This window comes from Klebsiella sp. FDAARGOS_511, from assembly GCF_003812845.1.
Classification (GTDB): Bacteria; Pseudomonadota; Gammaproteobacteria; order Enterobacterales; family Enterobacteriaceae; genus Klebsiella; species Klebsiella grimontii.
Genome location: NZ_CP033824.1, coordinates 1,114,796 through 1,136,480 on the forward strand (window position 1 = coordinate 1,114,796; position 21,685 = coordinate 1,136,480).

Here is a 21,685-nt window from a genome sequence, read left to right on the forward strand (position 1 = left end):
AGATAAAAAAAGCGCGCAAGGACATCAGATTAGCCCCGAGTGTTATATTTTATTTTACCCTCAGATGTCATTGATCTATTCCATGATTAATGCATACTATAATCGATCAAATAATAACCAATGATACCCAGGCGCTACAATAAACACAATTTAAACAACGTGATTGATGCGCAATTAAAAGCATTAAGTTGTCAATATTTTTTCACGTTAACTTGTTTATTAGCGAAGACATGAAGAGAGCCGATGGGAATTAATTACATGGCCATGGGCATAATTGAAAAATTCCGCGATCGGGCACACATTATGAGTGCTCCAGGAAAAATCTGTATTACCTGAATACGAGGTTAACCGATGCGAGGTGAAGATCTCCAGAGGTTCCGTTCGCGGAACGACTGAGGAGTAGTGCGGTGAGCAGCGCGAAACACCCGGCAAAAGTAGCTGGTTTGCGCAAACTGAAGCTTACGCGCCACGCTGTCTATAGAATTAGCCGGGTCACCGAGCAACTCTCCGGCACGCTGCATTTTCTTCTGATTGACCCACACCTTAAAGTTTACGCCCTGACGCTTTTTAAAAAAACGGCTGAAGTAGTTAGCACTGAGACAAACATGGGCGGCAACAGATTCCAGAGACAGCTCATCATATAAATGTTCATCAATATAGCGCAGAGCAGCCACCAGTTTTATTTCATGCGGCGATTTTTGCGCATAATAAAAAGTGCTCTTTTGTCGCGCCAGGCTCGCACCTTCCTCCTCTGCTTCTTCCACCGCTGAGTAATGACTAACGATGAAATGCAGTAGCCTTATCGCCGCCGAGCGATGATTATTATCGGTTGCCGCTCGATGGTCAAAAATAATATACCCACATATTTTATTGCTCTGAACCAGCGGAAGGGAAAAGAACTCTGCACCCGCATAGCAATCGGGTAAGCGATCGTCTGATCCGTTAATTACCGTCGCCGCCAGCCCCGTTGCCCGGGAAAAAACATCTGCTAACGAGCTAAAAAAAACGATGCGATTATCCATTTTATTTTCCGCCATCTTATTCTCCGTAAGCTTTTGCAAGCGGTTAATATGCAAAATATTGCGGATAAAAAGGATGATGACTGACGCAAAAAATAATCTCATTTAAACAGATGAATATGATCAAAATGCACAACCGTTACGCCGGTTCAGGAAGACGATGCTAAAGAGCGGCCCGCGCTCAGGCGACCAGCGTTCTCAAACTTTAACGAATCTTCACAGAAAGCTGTGAGCATAAATTTCTGGCCGATAAAGAATTAACTATTACATTTCAATTAATTAGGCAAATTTCATGCATTTTTGTGATGTTGCTGTTTGTGAGAATCATCATGTGAATGTGAAATGCCCTCCTGAATAATAGGTTCAATGTGAAAACAACTTGAACGGAGTGGATCCATGGCCGTCACTACTGGCGTTATCGCCGACGATTTTACCGGCGCAACGGATATAGCAAGCTTTATGACTGAACAGGGCTGGCGAGTCGCGCTTCTGCCCGGTATGCCCGATATCACTCAGTGCTGGAACGAAGAGGTTGACGCTATCGTCATCTCTTTGAAGAGCCGCGCTTTACCGGCAGAACAGGCCGTCGCCCAGTCCCTGGCCTGCGCCCGCTGGCTAAGGCAAAACGTCGGCGTCCGCCAGATCTATTTCAAGTATTGCTCAACGTTTGATTCCACGCCGGCGGGCAACATCGGCCCGGTAAGCGATGCGCTGATGAACGACATTCAGGCCCCGCTAATCGTTCACTGCCCCGCCCTGCCGCAAAATGGGCGCACGGTGGTCCACGGCCATCTGTTTGTGAACGGGGTACTGCTTAACGAATCCGGTATGGAAAAACATCCGCTAAATCCGATGACCGATGCCAGCATACCGCGCCTGCTGGCCGCGCAGACGGCCAGCGCGGTTGGGCACATCGCTCTCAATACGATTCGCAGCGGTGTGGAAGCGGTCACTTACGCCTTAGAAGGCTATCAGACTGAAGGGACGCGCCACGTCATTGTCGATACGCTGGATGACACCGATCTCCATACCCTGGCTCAGGCGCTGCAGGAATATCCGCTACTGGCCGGAGGTTCCGGTCTCGGCGGCGCGCTGGCCGCTATCGCTGGCGGTCATCCTGTCGCGTCGCCGCACCGCTTTCCCTCTCCCGTCAGAGCGGTCGTGTTCTCCGGCAGCTGTTCGGCGATGAGTAACCGCCAGGTCAACCGCTATAAAGCCCAGGCGGCATCCTGTTTGCTTGACGTTGCCCGCTGCCTGTCGGATAGCGAAAGCTACAGCGATGAGCTGTCTACCTGGGCGATGGCGCATGTCAGCAACCCGCTCGCACCGCTACTTTATGCCACCCAGCCGCCAGAGGCGCTACAGCGCATTCAGCAGAAATATGGCGAACAGGCCGCCAGCCGGGCAATCGAACGCACTTTCGCCCGGCTGAGCGCCAAACTCCTGGCCGCAGGCATCAATACTTTTATTGTCGCTGGCGGAGAAACCTCCGGCACCGTCGTGGAAGCGCTAGAGGTGAAGCGCCTGGCCGTCGGCAGAGCAATCGCGCCGGGCGTGCCCTGGGTCTTCTCTTCCGGCCTGGCGCTGGCCCTGAAGTCAGGCAATTTTGGCAACGAAGATTTCTTTTTTACGGCCCAGGAGTATCCATCATGAATCCGGTGAGTGAACACCAACTCCGCGAACAGCTGGTCCATTATGGGCGCTCTCTGTTTATGCGCGGCTACAGCAGCGGCGGTTCCGGTAATCTCAGCGTGAAGCTAGCGGATGGTGGCTATCTGGTGACCCCAACCAATTCCTGTCTGGGTGAACTGCAGGCCGCCACCCTGAGTCGACTGGATGCCGATGGCGTGCATCTCAGCGGCGATAAGCCGTCCAAAGAGGTCCCTATGCATCTGGCGTGGTACCGCCACCGGCCTTCCTGCGAGGCCGTAGTACATCTGCACTCTCCGTGGCTGACCGCGCTCTCCTGTCTACCGTGCACCACGCCGGAAAACTGCCTGCCGCCGTTAACGCCGTACTACGTGATGCGCGTCGGACGGCTGCCGCTGCTGCCCTATTTCAAACCCGGACACGAGGGCATTGCCAGCGCGCTCAGTGAAATCGCCGCAGACCATACGGCGGCGCTGCTGGCTAACCACGGGCCGGTAGTGAGCGGTCGCTCGCTGCGCGAGGCGGTGTTTAACGCCGAGGAACTGGAAGACAGCGCCCGTATCTGGCTGACCTTAAAACCGCTCGGCTATGTCCCGCTCTCAGAAGCAGCGGTGGCCGAACTCGAACAATCCCGACAGGCCTGAGGTGCGATGATGATCCCGGAACAACGGCGCGACTTTATTTACCGCTACGTGCATGAAAAAAACGCCGCCTCCTTCAATGAACTGGCGGAGTTGATGAGCGTGTCGCATATGACGGTACGCCGCGACATTCAGCTGCTGGAAGAAGAGGGCAAAGTTATCGCCATTAACGGCGGCGTGAAGCTTAATAACCTGCTTAAATCCGAGTTGCCGTGGCGGGAAAAAGCGGAGTTGCATCATGATGTAAAACGCAAAATGGGCCAGCTGGCGGCGATGCTTATCGAGCCGGGTCAAACGCTCTACCTCGATGCCGGCACCTCGTTGTTTGAAGTGGCGAAAGCGGTGGCCGCCAGCCGCTGTTTTAACCTGACGGTCGTCACCAACGACTTTTCCATCAGCCACTACCTGATGGATATGCCGCATATCACGCTCTATCACACCGGCGGCCTGGTGGATCAGCGCAACCGCTCAAGCATTGGCAAAAGCGCCGCCAGCTTTCTTCGCACCATTAATATTGACGTGGCGTTTCTGAGCTCCTCTTCGTGGGATACCGAACGCGGAATGTCAACGCCGAGCGAAGGGAAAGCCTCGGTCAAGGAGGCGGTGCTCACCGTTTCCCGGCGTCGGGTACTGGTCTGCGATAGCAGCAAATTTGGGAAATACGGCATGTTCCATATCTGCGGGCTGGAGCAGTTAACCGATATTGTTTCTGATAACCGGCTACCGGAAGATGCGCAACATACTATTGCCAGCCAGGGCGTGAAGCTGCATCTGGTAGATAGCCGGGAGGGAGAGCATCATGCTGAAGCTCGCGGCTAACCTCGACTGGCTATTTACCGATTTACCGATAGCGGCACGTTTCCAGGCGGCAAAAGCGGCCGGTTTTCACGGCATTGAAGGGCTGTTTCTCTGGCAACACCCGCTAGAACAGCTGCAGGCGGCGCAACGGCAAACGTCTCTTCCGCTGGTGCTGATGAACGCTCCTGCAGGCAACTGGTCTCAGGGTGAACGCGGGCTGGCAGCGCTACCAGGGCGCGAAGAGGAGTTTCATCGCAGTCTGGAGCTGGCTCGTCATTATGCCACGGCGCTGGGCTGCCGCCGGGTTCACGTTATGGCGGGGTTGCGCTGCGACGCTCTGACGCATCAGGCCCAGCTTGAGCTCTTGCTCAACAGGCTGCGTATCGCCTGCGATGTGCTGGCTGTCGCGGGAATAGATGTGCTGATTGAACCATTAAACTCGCAGGATATGCCCGGCTATTTTATTGATAGCTTTCCGCTGGCCGCCACAATCATTCACCAGGTTGCCAGGGACAATATCGGTTTACAGTTTGATATTTATCACTGCCAGAAAATTCACGGCAACGTCGCCAAAAATATTGAACGCTATTTTACGCTTATCAAACATATTCAAATTGCTTCTGTTCCTTATCGCCATGAACCTGGGACCGGCGAATTAAATGAAGCATGGTTATTCGATTTTATTAAAAAAATGAACTATGCGGGCTGGATTGGTTGTGAATATCAACCGTCAACATCAGGCCCCGAATCATTACGCTGGATAACGCCTTACCTGGAATTTTAATCTCTCTGTACCGGAGGAAAACATGTCGGATACCGTTATTATCTCGCTGGCACCCGTTGCCGCGGATTGCCCTCGAGTCATACCCGAAGAACTGGCGCAGGAAATACTCGCCAGCGTGGAATATGGCGCGGCAATCGTTCATCTGCACGTCCGTGATAAGCAGGGGCGTCTGACGCCGGACACCGTCGATTTTCAGGCCACAATCGACCCTGTAATACGCCACTCAAACCTGATAATTCAGGCCTCTACCGGCGGAGTCTCTTCGCTGTCCATCGCCGAACGCTGCGCGCCGTTGGCCTGCTCAGGGGTGGAGATGGCATCGCTTAACGTCGGCTCCGTTAACCTTGGCGATGCCGTTTACTTTAATCCCGGTCCGGACGTCGAATATTGTGCAAAACAAATCATCACCCATAACATTATTCCCGAGTTTGAAGTTTTCGAAATTGGCATGATTAATAACATCCTTGCTCTGCAGGAAAATATTAAATTCAAAACACCGATGCTGTTTAATATTGTACTGGGGCATCGCGGTAGTACCCCCGCCACGGTTGATGCATTAATTGCCATGCGCAGTATGCTCCCCCGCGAGGCCTTATGGGGAATAACGCATTTTGGCAGAAAGAATTTCGATATTATCGCTGCCGCGGTCGCTATGGGCGCCAGCGAGGTTCGAATTGGCTTTGAGGATAGCTATTATTTAAGCGCGGAAGAAAAAGCCCACAATAACTATCAGCAGGTCGCCAAACTCGCCACCCTGATTCGCAGCATGGATAAGAAAGTCGCCACGCCCGATATTGCGCGGCAAATGTTATCTATTCCACCCCGGCAGCAATAACAACAGAAAGGACATTTCGCTATGACTATGACCACTGTTATTCACAAAACCGGTCTCGGCGTCAGCATCGCCGGCGCCGCCCTGGCGGCGGTAGGTGCGTTGATGCATTCACCCGCGATCTGGCAGCCTGGGCTGGTAATGTTCACCGCCGGTTTTGCGGCGGGAGCAGGATACTGGCCGGGGTTACGCAGTTATCAGTTTACCTTGTGGATCATCGCCGGTTTCGTTGCCGCGATGACCTGGTCTACGGATCTGATCGTCTGGGGCGGCTTTAACATCACCCATAAATGGATTGTTTTCCTGGTCATCCAGGCCACCATGTTCAGCATGGGCACCAAGCTGACGATCCAGGATTTTATCGATGTCGCCAAAATGCCGTGGGCGGTGTTTATCGGTACCTTCTGCCATTTTGTCATTATGCCCCTGCTCGGCCTGACCATTACCCTGGTCTTCAACTTTCCGCCGGAAGTCGCGGTGGGCATCCTGCTGATTGGCGCGTGTCCCAGCGGTCTCTCTTCGACGGTGATGGTTTACATCGCCAACGCTAACCTGGCGCTGGCGGTATCGATAGCGGCGGTTTCAACCCTGGCGGCTACGGTGATGACGCCGCTGTGGGTTAACCTGCTGGCGGGCTCGATGATCGACATTCAGCTGACCGCAATGGTGATGGACGTGGTGAAAATCGTGCTCATTCCTATCGGCGCGGCGATCTTACACGATTACCTGAAAACCTACGCCAGCATACGCGGCCGTCGTATTGTGCAAGGACTGGCCGGGCTCGGCGCCCTGTGGCTGCTGTATATGAGCTTCGGAGGCTGGAACACGCTGTTCGCCAGTGCCGGCGCCGAAGCGCAAATGTACGCCGTGGTTGTCAACTTCGTGGCTGGCGGTCTCGTCTGGGCGCTGTTTTACAACTGGCTGTACGGTCGCGTTGAGGGTATTAAGAAAATCATGCCGACCATCTCGATGATAGGGATTATTTTCTTCACGACCACCGCCGCCGCCGCGGGACGCGACAACCTGGTGCAGGTCGGCTTCCTGCTCTGTTTCGCCATGCTGATGCATAACCTCGGCGGTTTCCTGATTGGCTATCTGATGAGTCGCTGGATCTTCCGCATGGACGTACAGTCCGCCCGTACCGTGGCCTTTGAAGTCGGACTGCAAAACGGCGGAATGGCATCGGGGCTTGCCGCCGCGATGGGCAAGCTGGCAACGGTGGGCCTTGCTTCCGCGGTGATGACTCCGCTTGGCAACGTCAGCGGCTCGCTGCTGGCGAACTACTGGCGCAAAAAGGACGCCCGACAGGCGCAGGCCGCCGCGAAAAATCCCGCTCAATCCGTTTCTGAACATCTTTCAAAAGGATAATCACCATGACGACTCTCACTCTGAAGCAGGCTTTACGCGCCGTAGCGTTCGCGCTTGACCTCGCTGACTCCTGCTATACAAAGCGCCCGCTAAGCGTAGCGGTGTGCGACGCCAGCGGGGAACTGCTCAGCTTCGCACGCATGGACAATGCCAAATTGTTAACCATTGAACTTACTCAGCGCAAGGCGCGTACCAGCAGTCGCCTCGGCTGTACCACCCTGGCATTTTTACAGCGCCTGCAAAAAGAGCAGCTGGACATCAGTTACTTTGCCGATCCGCGTTTTACCGCCCTGCCCGGCGGGATCCCGCTTCTGTACGACGGGAAATGTCTCGGCGCCGTCGCGGTAGGCGGCCTATCGGCACAGGAAGATCACGACGCGGCGCTGGCCGTCGCGGAAAATTTGCTTGAGGAGATTACCCAATGAAAAAGATCGCTATGTTGCACACCAGTTCAGCGACGCTCGCGATGATGCAGCAGCTGATTGCCGATATCATGCCGGAAGTGGAAGTCATGCATCTGGTGGAAGAATCCATGATCAAGCAGGTCATGAAGGCCGGAGGGGTAACGCCGAATATTGCCGCCCGCATCGCCGACTACGTGCATATTGCCGAAAAAGCGGACTGCGATATTTTTATTACCGCCTGCTCTTCTATTGGCACGGCGGTGGAACAGTGCCAGTTTCTGACGCCGCTCCAGCTCGCCCGTATTGACAGCGCGATGGTCAAAGAAGCGATTGAAAAAGGTGAGCGTATCGCCGTGCTGGCAACCGTAGCGACCACGCTAAAGCCGACGTTGGATTACGTCCAGCGCAAAATACAGGAGAGCGGTAAGCCGCGCGCCGTTACCCCCATATTAATGGAAGAGGCCTTTCACGCGCTGCTGGCAGGAGAGATGGATACCCATGACCGGATTGTCGCCGACGGGCTAAAAACCGCGTTTAGCCAGGCGGATGTGGTCATGCTGGCACAGGCCTCAATGGCCCGGGTATTACAGCAGCTACCCACTCCGCCGGTTCCGGTCTTGACCTCGCCAGAAAGCGGAATTCGTTGGCTGAAAGCACTGGCGGAAAGCTGAGTTACGGGCAAAAAAAAGGCCATCATCAGATGGCCAACCATGTCGAAATTGGACCAGCCCTTAACCATGCAGAAAGTCAGGGCTGTTTTTTTACTTATTACTTAATTACGGTTTTCAGCGCTTCGCCGATATCGGCCAGGCTGCGAACGGTCTTCACGCCTGCGGCTTCCAGCGCCGCGAATTTCTCGTCCGCAGTACCTTTGCCGCCCGCGATGATGGCGCCCGCGTGACCCATACGTTTGCCTTTCGGCGCGGTCACGCCGGCAATGTAGCCGACAACCGGTTTGGTCACGTGATCTTTGATATAAGCGGCCGCTTCTTCTTCCGCGCTACCGCCGATCTCACCGATCATCACAATCGCTTCGGTCTGCGGGTCTTCCTGGAACAGCTTCAGGATATCGATGAAGTTAGATCCCGGGATCGGGTCGCCGCCGATGCCCACGCAGGTGGACTGGCCGAAGCCGTAGTCGGTGGTCTGCTTAACCGCTTCATAGGTCAGGGTACCGGAGCGGGAAACGATGCCCACTTTACCCGGCTGGTGAATGTGGCCCGGCATGATGCCGATTTTGCATTCGCCTGGGGTGATCACGCCCGGGCAGTTCGGCCCGATCATGCGCACGCCCGCTTCGTCCAGCTTCACCTTCACGGTCAGCATATCCAGCGTCGGGATACCTTCGGTGATGGTGATAATCAGTTTAATGCCCGCATCGATAGCTTCCAGGATGGAGTCTTTGCAGAACGGCGCCGGAACGTAGATCACGGATGCGGTTGCACCGGTCGCTTCTACCGCTTCGCGCACGGTGTTGAACACCGGCAGGCCCAGATGAGTGGTACCGCCTTTGCCCGGCGTTACGCCGCCAACCATTTGCGTACCGTAAGCAATGGCTTGTTCAGAGTGGAATGTACCCTGGCTACCAGTGAAGCCCTGGCAGATAACCTTGGTATCTTTATTAATTAAAACGGACATTATTTCCCCTCCACTGCGGCAACAACCTGCTGAGCTGCATCCGTCAGACTTTTCGCTGCAATAATATTCAGGCCGCTGTCAGCCAGTTTCTTCGCGCCCAGTTCGGCGTTGTTACCTTCCAGACGAACCACTACCGGGACATTAACGCCCACTTCGGCTACCGCGCCGATGATGCCGTCGGCAATCAGGTCGCAGCGTACGATACCGCCGAAGATGTTAACCAGAACCGCTTTTACGTTGTCATCAGAGAGGATGATTTTGAACGCTTCGGTGACGCGCTCTTTGGTAGCGCCGCCGCCAACGTCAAGGAAGTTAGCCGGTTCGCCGCCGTGCAGCTTAACGATGTCCATGGTGCCCATCGCCAGGCCCGCGCCGTTCACCATGCAACCGATGTTGCCGTCCAGCGCGACGTAGTTCAGTTCCCACTGCGCCGCCTGAGCTTCACGCGGATCTTCCTGAGACTGATCGCGCATTTCGCGCAGATCCGGCTGGCGGAACAGCGCGTTGCCGTCAGCGCCCAGTTTACCATCGAGGCAAATCAGGTCGCCCTGCCTGGTGATCACCAGCGGGTTGATTTCGATCAGCGCCAGGTCGCGCTCAAGGAAAATGGTCGCCAGACCCATAAAGATTTTGGTGAACTGCTGAACCTGTTTTCCTTCCAGACCCAGTTTGAACGCCAGTTCACGGCCCTGGTAAGGCATCGGACCCGCCAGCGGATCGATGGCGATTTTGTGGATCAGGTGCGGGGTCTCTTCCGCCACTTTTTCGATTTCCACGCCGCCTTCGGTAGAGGCCATGAAGACCACACGACGGGAGCTACGGTCAACGACCGCGCCGAGGTACAGCTCTTTATCGATATCGGTCGCCGCTTCCACCAGGATCTGGTTAACCGGCTGGCCGTTTGCATCTGTCTGGTAGGTCACCAGGCGTTTGCCCAGCCAGTGTTCAGCAAATGCGCGAATGTCTTCTTTGCTCTTAACTACTTTCACACCGCCCGCTTTGCCGCGGCCACCAGCGTGAACCTGACATTTCACTACCCACGGACCCGCGCCGATTTTTGAAGCGGCTTCTTCTGCTTCACGCGGAGTAGTACAGGCATAACCCACCGGCGCCGGTAAGCCATAGCGGGCAAAGAGTTGTTTTGCCTGATATTCATGTAAGTTCATGTGTTCAGTCCATCCTTCAGGGAATAATTATAAACCTGTAGGCCTGATAACGGCGCTAGCGCGTGTTATCCGGCCTACGGTAGGTAATACTCTTGCTGACTACACGTCCAGCAGCAGACGAGTAGGGTCTTCCAGCAGCTCTTTAATCGCGACCAGATAGCCTACCGATTCACGTCCGTCGATCAGACGATGGTCGTAGGAGAGCGCCAGGTACATCATCGGCAGAATTTCGACCTTACCATTCACCGCCATCGGACGATCTTTAATGGCATGCATTCCGAGAATCGCGCTCTGCGGCGGGTTGATGATCGGCGTGGACATCAGAGAACCGAATACGCCGCCGTTGGTAATGGTGAAGTTACCGCCGGTCAGGTCGTCTACGGTCAGCTTGCCGTCGCGGCCTTTTACGGCCAGCTCTTTAATTTTCTTCTCAATATCCGCCATGCCCAGCAGGTCGACATCGCGCAGAACCGGGGTCACCAGGCCGCGCGGCGTGGAGACCGCCATGCTGACGTCAAAATAGTTGTGGTACACCACGTCATCGCCATCGATAGAGGCGTTCACTTCCGGATAGCGTTTCAGCGCTTCAACCACCGCCTTCACGTAGAAGGACATAAAGCCCAGACGGATACCGTGACGTTTTTCAAACGCGTCACCATACTGCTTACGCAGATCCATAATCGGCTTCATGTTGACTTCGTTGAAGGTGGTCAGCATGGCGGTAGAGTTTTTCGCTTCCAGCAGACGCTCGGCAACGCGTTTGCGCAGACGAGTCATCGGCACGCGTTTTTCAGAACGGTGGCCCAGCTGCGGAGCCGGAGCAGCAGCGGGGGCCGCCGCCGGGGCTGGAGCTTTTGCCGGAGCGTTCGCCAGATGTTTCTCTACGTCTTCGCGGGTCAGGCGGCCGCCAACGCCGGTGCCTTTAATGGCCGCCGCGTCGAGGCTATGTTCCGCGAGCAGACGGCGAATCGCCGGGCTCAGCGCATCGTTGTTCTGTTCTTCCAGAGAAGCCTGCTGGCGCTGGGCCGGAGTAGACTCTTTGGCATCGGCTTTCGCGCCGGACTCTTTGCCCGCACTGTTGCCTTCACGCAGGCGGCCGAGGATCTGACGAGAAAGCACGGTGGCGCCTTCGTCTTCAATGACCGCGTCCAGAATGCCATCCGCTGAAGCCGGTACTTCCAGTACCACTTTGTCAGTTTCGATTTCTACCAGCACTTCGTCACGAACAACCGCATCGCCCGGTTTTTTATGCCAGGTGGCAACCGTTGCGTCAGCTACGGACTCAGGCAGGTCGGGAACCAGAATATCTACGCTACTCATTATGTATCCTTTAATTAATCGACGTTCAGCGCGTCATTGACCAGATCTTGTTGCTGTTTCTGGTGAACGGACAGGTATCCTACCGCCGGAGAGGCGGAGGCCGGGCGGCCTGCATAACGCAGAGAGGCCCCAAACGGAATCACTTCACGGAAGTGATGCTGGCTGCAGTACCACGCGCCCTGGTTGAGCGGTTCTTCCTGGCACCAGACAAAATCATGCACGTGCGCATACGGTTTCAGCGCTTCCTGTACCGCCTGGTGCGGGAACGGGTAGAGCTGCTCTATACGAACGATAGCGACATCTTTTTGCTCTTTCTTGCGGCGCTGTTCCAGCAGGTCGTAGTAAACCTTACCAGAGCACAGCACAACACGCTTCACGGCTTTCGGGTCGAGATCGTCGATTTCACCGATTGCCGGCTGGAAGGTGCCGTTAGCCAGTTCGTCCATGCTCGACACCGCCAGCGGGTGACGCAGCAGCGATTTCGGCGACATCACGATCAGCGGGCGACGCATACCGCGCAGCGCCTGACGACGCAGCATATGGTAAACCTGCGCTGGCGTGGACGGTACGCAAACCTGCATGTTCTGCTCGGCGCAGAGCTGCAGGTAGCGTTCCAGACGCGCGGAGGAGTGCTCCGGCCCCTGACCTTCATAGCCGTGCGGCAGCAGCATCACCAGACCGCACATACGGCCCCACTTCTGCTCGCCGGAGCTGATGAACTGGTCGATAACCACCTGCGCGCCGTTAGCGAAGTCGCCGAACTGCGCTTCCCAGATGGTCAGGGTGCGCGGTTCCGCGGTAGCGTAGCCGTATTCAAACGCCAGTACCGCCTCTTCCGACAGTACGGAGTCCCAGACTTTGAAATGGCCCTGGCCGTTGTGGACGTGCTGCAGCGGCGTATAGGTTGAACCATTTTTCTGGTTATGGATCACCGCATGGCGGTGGAAGAAGGTCCCGCGCCCGGAGTCTTCGCCGGACAAACGCACCGAAATGCCTTCATCTACCAGCGTAGCGTAGGCGAGGTTTTCCGCGCCGCCCCAGTCGAACAGCTTCTCACCGGCGGCCATTGCCTGACGATCGCCGTAGATTTTCGCGACACGCGACTGCATCTCAACGGCTTCCGGCACCGTACTGATGCGTTTCGCCAGCTCCTGCAGACGCTTAGGTTCAACTTTGTCCGGGTAGCTCTCATCCCACTCGTGGTTAAGGTACGGGGACCAGGTAAAGGAGTGCATGTTCATCGGACGCCACTCCTGCACCACACATTCGCCGGCATCCAGCGCGTCGCGGTAGAGGTTCACCTGCTCGGTAGCGTCTTCCAGCGTCGCGACTTTGTCGGCTTCCAGCTTGTCAGCGTAGATTTTGCGCGGGGTCGGATGCTTTTTGATTTTCTGGTACATCAGCGGCTGGGTCGCGCTCGGCTCGTCGGCTTCGTTGTGGCCGTGACGGCGGTAGCACACCAGGTCGATGAAGACATCGCGTTTGAAGGTATTACGGAAATCCAGCGCCAGGCGGGTCACGAAAGCCACGGCTTCCGGGTCATCGGCATTGACGTGGAAAATCGGCGACTGAACCATCTTACCGATGTCGGTGCAGTACGGGGTAGAACGCGCATCCAGCGGGTTGGAGGTAGTGAAGCCAACCTGGTTGTTGATAACGATGCGTACGGTACCGCCCACTTCGTAACCACGCGCTTTGGACATGTTCAGGGTTTCCTGAACCACGCCCTGGCCGGTAACCGCGGCGTCGCCGTGAATAGTGATCGGCAACACTTTGTTGCTGCTCGGTTCGTCAAGACGATCGAGACGCGCGCGTACGGAGCCGATAACCACCGGGCTGACGATTTCCAAGTGCGACGGGTTAAACGCCAGCGCCAGGTGCACCAGACCGCCTTCGGTTTCCATATCGGACGAGAAGCCCATGTGGTACTTCACGTCACCGGTACCGAGGTGCTCTTTATGTTTTCCGGCGAATTCGTCGAACAGGTCCTGCGGTTTTTTACCCAGCACGTTGACCAGTACGTTCAGACGACCGCGGTGCGCCATGCCCAGCACCACTTCGCGGGTGCCGCTCTTACCCGCGTGGCGGATAATCTCTTTGAGCATCGGGATCAGCGCATCGCCGCCTTCCAGCGAGAAGCGTTTAGCGCCCGGGAATTTCGCGCCGAGGTAGCGCTCCAGGCCTTCCGCCGCGGTCAGCTCGCTGAGGAAGCGCTTTTTCTCTTCGGCGCTAAAGCTCGCTTTGCCCGCTACCGACTCGATACGCTGCTGGATCCAGCGTTTTTCTTCGGTAGAGGTAATGTGCATATATTCCGCGCCAATGGAGCCGCAATAGGTCTGCTTCAGGGCGGAGATCAGATCGCCCAGCTTCATCGTGTCTTTACCGATGGCAAAAGAGCCTACGTTATAGATCTCCTGGAAATCGGCCTCGGTCAGATCGTGGTAAGCCGGATCGAGATCCGCCACTCTCTCTTGCTGCCAAAGTCCCAGCGGATCGAGATTCGCATGCTGGTGACCGCGGAAGCGGTATGCGTTGATGAGCTGCAGGACTTTAACCTGCTTCACATTGGTGTCAGGGTCGGAAATCGAAGAAGTGTAACGCGAGGCATCCTTCGCCAGGCGGCGGAAATAATCACGCGTTTTGGAATGAAATTGATCCGGTTTGACTCCGGTGCCAGGTAACTGCTGGAACATAGAACGCCAGTTGGCGTCAACAGAGTCAGGATCGGTTAAGAAGTCTTCATAGAGCTGTTCTATCCAGCTCTGGTTCGAACCAGAGAGGTAAGAAGAGTCCAGCCAGGCTTTCATTGCGCCGTTCTGCATCGTGATCCCTTAAGCATTTATATGCTTATTTCGCCGTAGAAACTACCACGCACAGAAGTTGTACGTGCCGGGGTTCACTTGTTGCGGATGAGTTGTGGTTTCGTCCGCTAAGGAACCTTTAAAAACTGCCATTAATCTTCGGCGTTCAGGCTGCTGTTGCGTTAGCTGCCTTCACTTACCCCGGTCACATAGTTCACTATGCTCCCGGGGATGCGTTCAGTTGCCGCCTTACCTCGCTCTGAACGCCTTGATTACTGGTACATATTTGGCGGTTTTTAAAGATTTCCTGCCATCCCCTTCATACTTCAAGTTACATGCGCGTTGGCTTTCCTCACTCACCCCAGTCACTTACTTGAGTAAGCTCCTGGGGATTCGCGGCGTCGCCGCGTGACTCGGCCTTCGGCCTCGCCCCTACGGGGCCAGCGCAAGCGCTGTTCAAAACGGCTAGCCGTTTTGTCCTGTAACTCGAATTATTTAGGGTATTCATTTCCCGGCGGCGCGAACGCTGCCGGGGCTACTGCTTTTGGTAGCCCGGATAAGCGCTAGCGCCATCCGGGACAGACCGGGTTACTTATGCACTGCGCTGCAGCAGCATCGACTTAATATGGCCGATGGCGCGCGTCGGGTTCAGCCCCTTAGGACACACACTGACGCAGTTCATAATGCTGTGACAGCGGAATACGCTGAAAGCATCGCTCAGCCCTTCGAGGCGCTCGCTGGTTTCGGTATCGCGGCTGTCGATCAGGAAGCGATACGCGGCCAGCAGGCCTGCCGGGCCGATAAACTTGTCCGGGTTCCACCAGAACGACGGGCAAGACGTTGAACAACATGCGCAGAGAATACACTCGTACAGACCATCGAGTTTCTCACGCTGCTCTGGCGACTGCAGATGCTCGCGAGCCGGAGGATTTTGCCCATTATTCAACAAGTAAGGCTTAATCTTCTCATATTGTGCATAGAATTGCCCCATGTCTACCACCAAATCACGGATAACCGGTAATCCTGGCAGCGGACGGATAACAATTTTCTTGCCCGGCTGATTCAGCGCGGAGATCGGCGTGATGCACGCCAGACCATTTTTCCCGTTCATGTTAAGACCGTCAGAACCACATACCCCTTCACGGCAGGAGCGGCGGAACGACAGCGACGGATCTTTCTCTTTCAGCTGGATTAACGCATCCAGCAGCATCATGTCACGACCTTCTTCCGCTTCGAGGGTGTAGTCCTGCATGCGCGGAGCATCGTCTACGTCCGGGTTATAACGATAAACTGAAAACTCGAGTTTCATATTCCTGTCTCCGCATTAATAAGTACGAATCTTCGGCGGGAATGCCGGACGCAGCTTCGGTTCCATATTGACGCTACGACGCGTCATGGATTCCGACTCTGGCAGATACAGGGAATGGCACAGCCAGTTTTCATCATCACGATCCGGGAAGTCGAAACGGCTATGCGCGCCGCGGCTTTCGGTACGGTAGTTCGCAGACATTGCAGTGGCGTAAGCGGTTTCCATCAGGTTATCCAGCTCCAGACACTCAACGCGCTGGGTGTTGAACTCGCTGGAAGTATCGTCCAGACGAGCGTTTTTCAGACGCTCGCGGATCGCTTTCAGCTGCTCAAGGCCCTTCGCCATCGCGTCCCCTTCGCGGAATACCGAGAAGTTATGCTGCATACACTCTTGCAGCGCTTTGCGGATTTCGACCGGATCTTCACCATTGCGGTTGCCGTTCCAGCGGTTCAGACGTTCCAGCGAAGCGTCGATCTCGTCATCCGTCGCGTCGCGCAGTACGCCCTGCTCGGCAATAGATTCTTGCAGGTGCAGACCCACCGCGCGACCAAAGACCACCAGGTCAAGCAGCGAGTTGCCGCCCAGACGGTTCGCGCCGTGTACCGATACGCAGGCGATTTCGCCTACCGCGAACAGCCCCGGAATCACCACGTCTTCGCCCTGCTCGTTGACGGTCAGCGCCTGGCCACTCACTTTGGTCGGAATACCGCCCATCATATAGTGGCAAGTCGGGATAACCGGAATCGGCTCTTTCACCGGGTCGACGTGAGCAAAGGTACGAGAGAGTTCCAGAATACCCGGCAGACGGGATTCGAGAACCTCTTTACCCAGATGGTCAAGCTTCAGCTTGGCGTGCGGGCCCCAAGGACCGTCGCAGCCGCGACCTTCACGGATTTCGATCATGATGGAACGCGCCACCACGTCACGACCCGCCAGGTCTTTCGCATTCGGCGCATAACGCTCCATAAAGCGCTCGCCGTGTTTATTCAGCAGATAGCCGCCTTCACCGCGGCAGCCTTCTGTCACCAGAACGCCCGCGCCGGCGATACCGGTCGGGTGGAACTGCCACATTTCCATATCCTGCACCGGAACGCCGGCACGGATCGCCATACCCACGCCGTCGCCGGTATTGATATGAGCATTGGTGGTGGACTGGTAAATACGGCCTGCGCCGCCGGTCGCCAGCACGGTGGCGCGGGCTTTAAAGTAAACCACTTCACCCGTTTCGATACACAGAGCGGTACAACCGACCACCGCGCCATCGGCGTTTTTCACCAGATCCAGCGCGTACCACTCGGAGAAAATAGTGGTATGGTTTTTCAGGTTCTGCTGATAAAGGGTGTGCAGCAGGGCGTGACCGGTACGGTCAGCCGCCGCAGCGGTACGTGCCGCCTGCTCGCCGCCGAAGTTTTTCGACTGGCCGCCGAACGGACGCTGATAAATCGTGCCATTTTCGAGACGGGAGAACGGCAGCCCCATATGGTCCAGCTCCAGAATCGCTTCCGGGCCGGTTTTACACATATATTCGATGGCGTCCTGATCGCCAATGTAGTCCGACCCCTTAACGGTGTCGTACATATGCCATTCCCAGTTATCTTCATGGGTATTACCGAGCGCGACGGTGATACCGCCCTGCGCGGAAACGGTATGGGAACGGGTCGGGAAAACTTTGGAGAGCAGCGCACAGGTCTGGCCGCTCTGGGAAATCTGCAGCGCCGCGCGCATACCTGCGCCACCGGCACCGATCACAACTGCATCAAATTCTCTGACAGGCAATTTCATTACACACCCCACACCACAACAAATCCATAAAGAACGTAAGCCACCAGCGCAACAACGATCAGCAGTTGCAGAATTAAGCGTACAGCCAGTGGTTTAACGTAGTCCGTTAACACCTGCCACATCCCAATCCAGGCGTGGATCAGAATGGAAACGAGAGCCAGCAGGGTGAAGACTTTAGTGAACGCGGAGGAGAAAAAGCCCGTCCAGACTTCCCATGAAATTTCACCGGTGGTGGCAAAGAAGCCCACCATATAGATGATGTAGAGGGTCAGAACGATAGCGGTAGCGCGGACCAGAATAAAGTCATGTACGCCGTTGCGTCCTAGTGCTGAGGCGTTGCTTACCATACGAGGACTCCTGCGAGAAGTGAAAGCACGACAGTAATAACAAAAGAAATTTTGGCGGAGCGTGTCCCTACTTCGAGGGTTTCTTCAAGATAGCCAAAATCCATCAGCAGGTGGCGGATACCGACTACCGCGTGATACGCCAGCGCGGTCAGGATGCCCCACATGATGAACTTCACAAAGAAGCTATCCATAATGGATGCCGCAGTGAGAAAACCTTCGGGAGAGGAAAGGCTGGTGCCCAGCAGCCAAAGCAGAATCCCGACCGCCACGAAGGTGATCACTCCGGATACGCGATGGAGAATGGACGCTATCGCCGTGATTGGGAACCGGATCGTTTGCAGATCCAGATTGACAGGTCTTTGTTTTTTCACATTTCTTACCATGAATAACGCCCACATGCTGTTCTTATTGTTTCCTTCCTCCGGTCTGCTTGCGGGTCAGACAGCGTCCTTATCTATAACTAAAAGTCATGTTAAAACGCCTTTCCAGGAGTTTAAGCGTGACAAAATAACGCTGGGTGGCTCGGGATTGCAGGGTGTTCCGGAGACCTGGCGGCAGTATAGGCCGTTCACAAAATCATTACAATTAACCTACATATAGTTTGTCGGGTTTTCTCCCGAACAGTGATCAATGTCACGATAACAACATATTTTTAATTTTTAATCATCTGATTTGACAAATATTAAACATTATTGTTACAACCATTACCAGATAAATGCAATAATACGCAAAAGTTATGGGGTCACTCTTTTACCTGAGAATAAGTTATGCAACAGTGAGAGAGTATTGACCGATGTAATCAGGACAGTTATTAGTGGTATATAGTTTTATAATATTCGGGCTGCTAAAACGCTGATTTGCTGTTGTTTCATCGTAGGCTGAAGACGTACCATCAAGCGCCCTTGCTCTGTACCCTGCCCTTTTCGCGACGCAGAGCGATGTGCAACATAACAAACTGGTAACGTCATCTGCTACGGGCCGAATGCAAATCCACCACCCGGCAGTCTTAAGCAATAAAGGCGCTAAGGAGACCATAAATGTCTGATGCTAAAGCAAAAATCACCCTGGGTGGTGATACTGCTATCGAACTGGATGTGCTAAAGGGCACGCTCGGTCAGGATGTTATTGATATTCGTAGTCTTGGTTCAAAAGGCGTATTTACTTTTGACCCTGGTTTCACCTCAACCGCATCCTGCGAATCTAAAATCACCTTTATCGACGGTGATGAAGGTATCCTGCTGCACCGCGGTTTTCCGATCGATCAGTTAGCAACCGACTCCAACTATCTGGAAGTATGCTACATCCTGCTGAACGGTGAGAAGCCGACTCAGGCCCAGTACGACGAATTCAAAACAATCGTTACTCGCCACACTATGATTCACGAACAGATTACCCGTCTGTTCCACGCGTTCCGCCGCGATTCACATCCGATGGCCGTTATGTGCGGTATCACCGGCGCGCTGGCCGCGTTCTATCACGATTCGCTGGATGTGAATAACCCACGCCATCGCGATATCGCCGCATTCCGCCTGCTCTCCAAGATGCCGACGATGGCGGCAATGTGTTACAAATATTCTATCGGTCAGCCTTTCGTTTATCCGCGCAACGACCTCTCCTACGCGGGTAACTTCCTGAATATGATGTTCTCCACGCCGTGTGAAAAATATGAAGTGAACCCGATTCTGGAACGCGCGATGGACCGTATCCTGATCCTGCACGCCGACCACGAACAAAACGCTTCGACCTCCACCGTGCGTACCGCCGGCTCTTCCGGCGCGAACCCGTTTGCCTGCATCGCAGCGGGCATTGCCTCCCTGTGGGGACCGGCGCACGGCGGCGCCAACGAAGCGGCGCTGAAGATGCTCGAAGAGATCAGCTCCGTTGAACACATTCCGGAATTCGTTCGTCGCGCGAAAGACAAAAACGACTCTTTCCGCCTGATGGGCTTTGGCCACCGGGTGTACAAAAACTACGACCCGCGCGCCACCGTTATGCGTGAAACCTGCCATGAAGTGCTGAAAGAGCTGGGCACCAAAGACGATCTGCTGGAAGTGGCTATGGAGCTTGAGCACATCGCGCTTAACGACCCGTACTTCATTGAGAAGAAACTTTACCCTAACGTCGATTTCTACTCCGGTATCATCCTCAAAGCGATGGGCATCCCATCCTCCATGTTTACCGTTATCTTCGCGATGGCGCGTACCGTGGGCTGGATTGCGCACTGGAACGAAATGCACAGCGACGGCATGAAAATAGCCCGTCCGCGTCAGCTGTATACCGGCTACGAAAAGCGCGATTTCAAAAACGATATCGCCCGCTAAGTCGGCTATCGCTACGACAAAAAACGCGCCTTCTGGCGCGTTTTTTTATTGCTGACATCCCGGACACCAGTAAAACGGCCGCGACGACAGCATCGTCCTCTCGATAATTCCGCCGCAGCGCTCGCAGGCCTCCCCTTCGCGATGAAAAACCTTAAAGCGAAACAGCGCGCCGTGGTGCTTATTCTCCTCCACCACACCGCGGGTGTTGTAGGACAAGCGCGGGATCTCCAGCAGCGCCTGCGCCAGCGCATCGAGCTGTTTCTCATCCAGTTCAGAGGCTTTATGCCGCCCGGTCAGCCCCACCTGCCAGAGGATCTCCACCCGCAGATAGTTGCCTAATCCGGCAAGAAACGCCTGATCCAGCAGCAGACCGGAGAACTGGCGGTTACGGAATTTCGCCGTCAGCAGCCGCGCTTTGACCTGTTCAACGCTAAGGCGCATATCAAGTACATCCGGCCCGACCCGCAGCAAAAACGGATGGCGGGCGAGCTGCTCGGGCGTCAGCATCTCAATCTCAGAGGCGCTATAGAGCAAAATCGCCTTGCGCGCGGTCTGCAGCCTAACGCGGAGAACGCGCGTCGTTTCAGGCTGCGACCCCGCGTCCACCACCCGCCAGACGCCGTAAAGTTGATTGTGGCTATACAGCGTTAGCCCGCCGGAGAAGTGGGTCAGCAGCGCCTTACCGCGAGTTTCAATGTGCGTCACTCGCTGGCCGACCAACTGAGATTGATAATGTTGTAACTGCGGAAAGGCGAACCACGCCCCGGTTAGGGGTTCGCCTTTAATCGCCGCTTCCAGGCTATCCGCCGCGCGGCGAATTTCCGGACCTTCCGGCATAATCTTATCCTTATGTTAATGCGTTGCGCCGCCGCCGACTTTCACGTCTCCGTCCTGCTGCAGGGCAACGGCGATAGCCGTTTCCAGCGCCGCACGCACCGTGTCTACCGCCATACTCGCTTCGCCAGGGTGAGCCGCAGCCTGCTCCGGCAAATACGGAATATGGATAAAGCCGCCCTTCGCGCCGCTGCCGTTACGCAGGCTATGCAGCAGGCCATACATCACGTGATTACAGACAAACGTTCCCGCCGTCTGCGATACCGACGCCGGGATACCTTTGCTCCGCAGGGCGGTCACGATCGCTTTGATCGGCAGCGTGCTAAAGTACGCCGCCGGGCCTCCGGCAACGATCGGCACATCGATCGGCTGCTGGCCTTTATTGTCCGGGATCCGCGCATCATCGACGTTGATCGCCACGCGTTCAACGGTGATATCGACGCGACCGCCCGCCTGGCCAATCGCCAGCGTTAAGACAGGTTTCAGCTCCTCCAGCGCGGCGTTCAGCGCCGTCAGGGCTTCGCCAAAGACGCACGGCAGCTGCCGCGCCACCACCGGCTGCCCGGCGATGATAGCGCCGTCCAACCGCTTTACCACTTCCCACGAAGGGTTAACCGCTTCGCCGCCAAACGGTTCAAAACCGGTAATCAGTACGCCAGCCATGATCCCTC

At 55.4% G+C, this 21,685-nt stretch carries 20 protein-coding genes; 9 read left to right on the forward strand and 11 right to left on the reverse strand.

The features are described from left to right. Window positions 1-344: 344 nt before the first annotated feature. A complete protein-coding gene (locus EGY08_RS06520; protein ID WP_004130551.1) occupies window positions 345-1,037 on the reverse strand; it encodes a helix-turn-helix transcriptional regulator in 693 nt (230 codons plus the stop codon). 378 nt (window positions 1,038-1,415) lie between these two features. On the opposite strand from EGY08_RS06520, the gene otnK reads away from it, so the two are divergent. From otnK to EGY08_RS06560, 8 genes are read left to right on the forward strand one after another with little or no spacing between them, the layout of a single operon-like run. Then, window positions 1,416-2,672 (forward strand): 3-oxo-tetronate kinase, encoded by a 1,257-nt coding sequence (otnK, locus tag EGY08_RS06525; RefSeq protein WP_087828658.1) that lies wholly within the window; start codon window positions 1,416-1,418, stop codon window positions 2,670-2,672. Further along, window positions 2,669-3,313 (forward strand): aldolase, encoded by a 645-nt coding sequence (locus EGY08_RS06530; protein ID WP_087828659.1) that lies wholly within the window; start codon window positions 2,669-2,671, stop codon window positions 3,311-3,313. Before otnK ends, EGY08_RS06530 begins: the two co-directional genes overlap by 4 nt. Window positions 3,314-3,319: 6 nt before the next feature. After that, the gene (locus EGY08_RS06535; protein WP_177447613.1) at window positions 3,320-4,129 is read left to right on the forward strand and encodes a DeoR/GlpR family DNA-binding transcription regulator; all 810 of its coding nucleotides are present in this window, start codon (window positions 3,320-3,322) and stop codon (window positions 4,127-4,129) included. Further along, the gene (locus EGY08_RS06540) at window positions 4,110-4,892 is read left to right on the forward strand and encodes a hydroxypyruvate isomerase family protein (protein WP_004130543.1); all 783 of its coding nucleotides are present in this window, start codon (window positions 4,110-4,112) and stop codon (window positions 4,890-4,892) included. The genes EGY08_RS06535 and EGY08_RS06540 overlap by 20 nt, the downstream gene beginning before the upstream one ends. Before the next feature lie 22 nt (window positions 4,893-4,914). Continuing rightward, the gene (locus EGY08_RS06545) at window positions 4,915-5,727 is read left to right on the forward strand and encodes a 3-keto-5-aminohexanoate cleavage protein (RefSeq protein ID WP_004130541.1); all 813 of its coding nucleotides are present in this window, start codon (window positions 4,915-4,917) and stop codon (window positions 5,725-5,727) included. 21 nt (window positions 5,728-5,748) lie between these two features. Beyond that, the gene (locus EGY08_RS06550; RefSeq protein WP_004130539.1) at window positions 5,749-7,092 is read left to right on the forward strand and encodes a bile acid:sodium symporter family protein; all 1,344 of its coding nucleotides are present in this window, start codon (window positions 5,749-5,751) and stop codon (window positions 7,090-7,092) included. 5 nt (window positions 7,093-7,097) lie between these two features. Continuing rightward, window positions 7,098-7,517, forward strand: coding sequence for a GlcG/HbpS family heme-binding protein (locus tag EGY08_RS06555; RefSeq protein WP_004130536.1), 420 nt, complete (start codon window positions 7,098-7,100; stop codon window positions 7,515-7,517). After that, on the forward strand, window positions 7,514-8,167 hold the full coding sequence (locus tag EGY08_RS06560; RefSeq protein ID WP_004130535.1) for an aspartate/glutamate racemase family protein: 654 nt from the start codon (window positions 7,514-7,516) through the stop codon (window positions 8,165-8,167). Before EGY08_RS06555 ends, EGY08_RS06560 begins: the two co-directional genes overlap by 4 nt. Before the next feature lie 97 nt (window positions 8,168-8,264). Here EGY08_RS06560 and sucD read toward each other — a convergent pair whose 3' ends face one another. The 8 genes from sucD to sdhC form a co-directional block, all read right to left on the reverse strand. Continuing rightward, complete coding sequence (sucD, locus tag EGY08_RS06565; protein WP_004100288.1) at window positions 8,265-9,134, reverse strand: succinate--CoA ligase subunit alpha; 870 nt, start codon at window positions 9,132-9,134, stop codon at window positions 8,265-8,267. Next, a complete protein-coding gene (gene sucC / locus EGY08_RS06570) occupies window positions 9,134-10,300 on the reverse strand; it encodes an ADP-forming succinate--CoA ligase subunit beta (protein WP_004130532.1) in 1,167 nt (388 codons plus the stop codon). The genes sucD and sucC overlap by 1 nt, the downstream gene beginning before the upstream one ends. Window positions 10,301-10,399: 99 nt before the next feature. Then, window positions 10,400-11,620, reverse strand: a complete 1,221-nt coding sequence (gene odhB / locus EGY08_RS06575; protein WP_049122804.1) for a 2-oxoglutarate dehydrogenase complex dihydrolipoyllysine-residue succinyltransferase — start codon at window positions 11,618-11,620, stop codon at window positions 10,400-10,402. 14 nt (window positions 11,621-11,634) lie between these two features. Further along, on the reverse strand, window positions 11,635-14,442 hold the full coding sequence (sucA, locus tag EGY08_RS06580) for a 2-oxoglutarate dehydrogenase E1 component (RefSeq protein ID WP_004130528.1): 2,808 nt from the start codon (window positions 14,440-14,442) through the stop codon (window positions 11,635-11,637). A 571-nt stretch (window positions 14,443-15,013) separates the two neighbouring features. Continuing rightward, window positions 15,014-15,730 (reverse strand): succinate dehydrogenase iron-sulfur subunit SdhB, encoded by a 717-nt coding sequence (sdhB, locus tag EGY08_RS06585; RefSeq protein WP_004130526.1) that lies wholly within the window; start codon window positions 15,728-15,730, stop codon window positions 15,014-15,016. Between the two features lie 15 nt (window positions 15,731-15,745). Beyond that, complete coding sequence (gene sdhA / locus EGY08_RS06590) at window positions 15,746-17,512, reverse strand: succinate dehydrogenase flavoprotein subunit (RefSeq protein WP_009651647.1); 1,767 nt, start codon at window positions 17,510-17,512, stop codon at window positions 15,746-15,748. Next, on the reverse strand, window positions 17,512-17,859 hold the full coding sequence (gene sdhD, locus EGY08_RS06595; protein WP_004100278.1) for a succinate dehydrogenase membrane anchor subunit: 348 nt from the start codon (window positions 17,857-17,859) through the stop codon (window positions 17,512-17,514). Before sdhD ends, sdhA begins: the two co-directional genes overlap by 1 nt. Further along, the gene (sdhC, locus tag EGY08_RS06600) at window positions 17,853-18,257 is read right to left on the reverse strand and encodes a succinate dehydrogenase cytochrome b556 subunit (protein WP_004130523.1); all 405 of its coding nucleotides are present in this window, start codon (window positions 18,255-18,257) and stop codon (window positions 17,853-17,855) included. Before sdhC ends, sdhD begins: the two co-directional genes overlap by 7 nt. Before the next feature lie 639 nt (window positions 18,258-18,896). Here sdhC and gltA point away from each other — a divergent pair. Continuing rightward, window positions 18,897-20,180 (forward strand): citrate synthase, encoded by a 1,284-nt coding sequence (gene gltA / locus EGY08_RS06605; RefSeq protein ID WP_004100276.1) that lies wholly within the window; start codon window positions 18,897-18,899, stop codon window positions 20,178-20,180. 45 nt (window positions 20,181-20,225) lie between these two features. Here the strand turns inward: gltA and nei are convergent, their stop codons facing one another. Continuing rightward, entirely contained in the window at window positions 20,226-21,017 is a 792-nt protein-coding gene (gene nei, locus EGY08_RS06610; RefSeq protein ID WP_049114984.1) for an endonuclease VIII, read from the reverse strand. Between the two features lie 15 nt (window positions 21,018-21,032). Continuing rightward, window positions 21,033-21,677 carry a pyroglutamyl-peptidase I gene (gene pcp, locus EGY08_RS06615; RefSeq protein ID WP_004130519.1) on the reverse strand — a complete coding sequence of 215 codons (645 nt, stop codon included), beginning with the start codon at window positions 21,675-21,677 and terminating at the stop codon, window positions 21,033-21,035. Window positions 21,678-21,685 lie beyond the last annotated feature (8 nt).

Excerpts from the sequence above, each read along its gene's own strand:
- EGY08_RS06560 (WP_004130535.1), top strand. The coding sequence starts at position 7,514 with ATGAAAAAGATCGCTATGTTGCACACCAGTTCAGCGACGCTCGCGATG.
- sdhD (WP_004100278.1), bottom strand. The coding sequence starts at position 17,859 with ATGGTAAGCAACGCCTCAGCACTAGGACGCAACGGCGTACATGACTTT.
- EGY08_RS06530 (WP_087828659.1), top strand. The coding sequence starts at position 2,669 with ATGAATCCGGTGAGTGAACACCAACTCCGCGAACAGCTGGTCCATTAT.
- sucA (WP_004130528.1), bottom strand. The coding sequence starts at position 14,442 with ATGCAGAACGGCGCAATGAAAGCCTGGCTGGACTCTTCTTACCTCTCT.
- sdhB (WP_004130526.1), bottom strand. The coding sequence starts at position 15,730 with ATGAAACTCGAGTTTTCAGTTTATCGTTATAACCCGGACGTAGACGAT.
- EGY08_RS06545 (WP_004130541.1), top strand. The coding sequence starts at position 4,915 with ATGTCGGATACCGTTATTATCTCGCTGGCACCCGTTGCCGCGGATTGC.
- sucD (WP_004100288.1), bottom strand. The coding sequence starts at position 9,134 with ATGTCCGTTTTAATTAATAAAGATACCAAGGTTATCTGCCAGGGCTTC.
- EGY08_RS06550 (WP_004130539.1), top strand. The coding sequence starts at position 5,749 with ATGACTATGACCACTGTTATTCACAAAACCGGTCTCGGCGTCAGCATC.
- EGY08_RS06520 (WP_004130551.1), bottom strand. The coding sequence starts at position 1,037 with ATGGCGGAAAATAAAATGGATAATCGCATCGTTTTTTTTAGCTCGTTA.
- EGY08_RS06535 (WP_177447613.1), top strand. The coding sequence starts at position 3,320 with ATGATGATCCCGGAACAACGGCGCGACTTTATTTACCGCTACGTGCAT.
- nei (WP_049114984.1), bottom strand. The coding sequence starts at position 21,017 with ATGCCGGAAGGTCCGGAAATTCGCCGCGCGGCGGATAGCCTGGAAGCG.
- gltA (WP_004100276.1), top strand. The coding sequence starts at position 18,897 with ATGTCTGATGCTAAAGCAAAAATCACCCTGGGTGGTGATACTGCTATC.
- otnK (WP_087828658.1), top strand. The coding sequence starts at position 1,416 with ATGGCCGTCACTACTGGCGTTATCGCCGACGATTTTACCGGCGCAACG.
- EGY08_RS06555 (WP_004130536.1), top strand. The coding sequence starts at position 7,098 with ATGACGACTCTCACTCTGAAGCAGGCTTTACGCGCCGTAGCGTTCGCG.
- odhB (WP_049122804.1), bottom strand. The coding sequence starts at position 11,620 with ATGAGTAGCGTAGATATTCTGGTTCCCGACCTGCCTGAGTCCGTAGCT.
- sdhC (WP_004130523.1), bottom strand. The coding sequence starts at position 18,257 with ATGTGGGCGTTATTCATGGTAAGAAATGTGAAAAAACAAAGACCTGTC.
- sdhA (WP_009651647.1), bottom strand. The coding sequence starts at position 17,512 with ATGAAATTGCCTGTCAGAGAATTTGATGCAGTTGTGATCGGTGCCGGT.
- pcp (WP_004130519.1), bottom strand. The coding sequence starts at position 21,677 with ATGGCTGGCGTACTGATTACCGGTTTTGAACCGTTTGGCGGCGAAGCG.
- EGY08_RS06540 (WP_004130543.1), top strand. The coding sequence starts at position 4,110 with ATGCTGAAGCTCGCGGCTAACCTCGACTGGCTATTTACCGATTTACCG.
- sucC (WP_004130532.1), bottom strand. The coding sequence starts at position 10,300 with ATGAACTTACATGAATATCAGGCAAAACAACTCTTTGCCCGCTATGGC.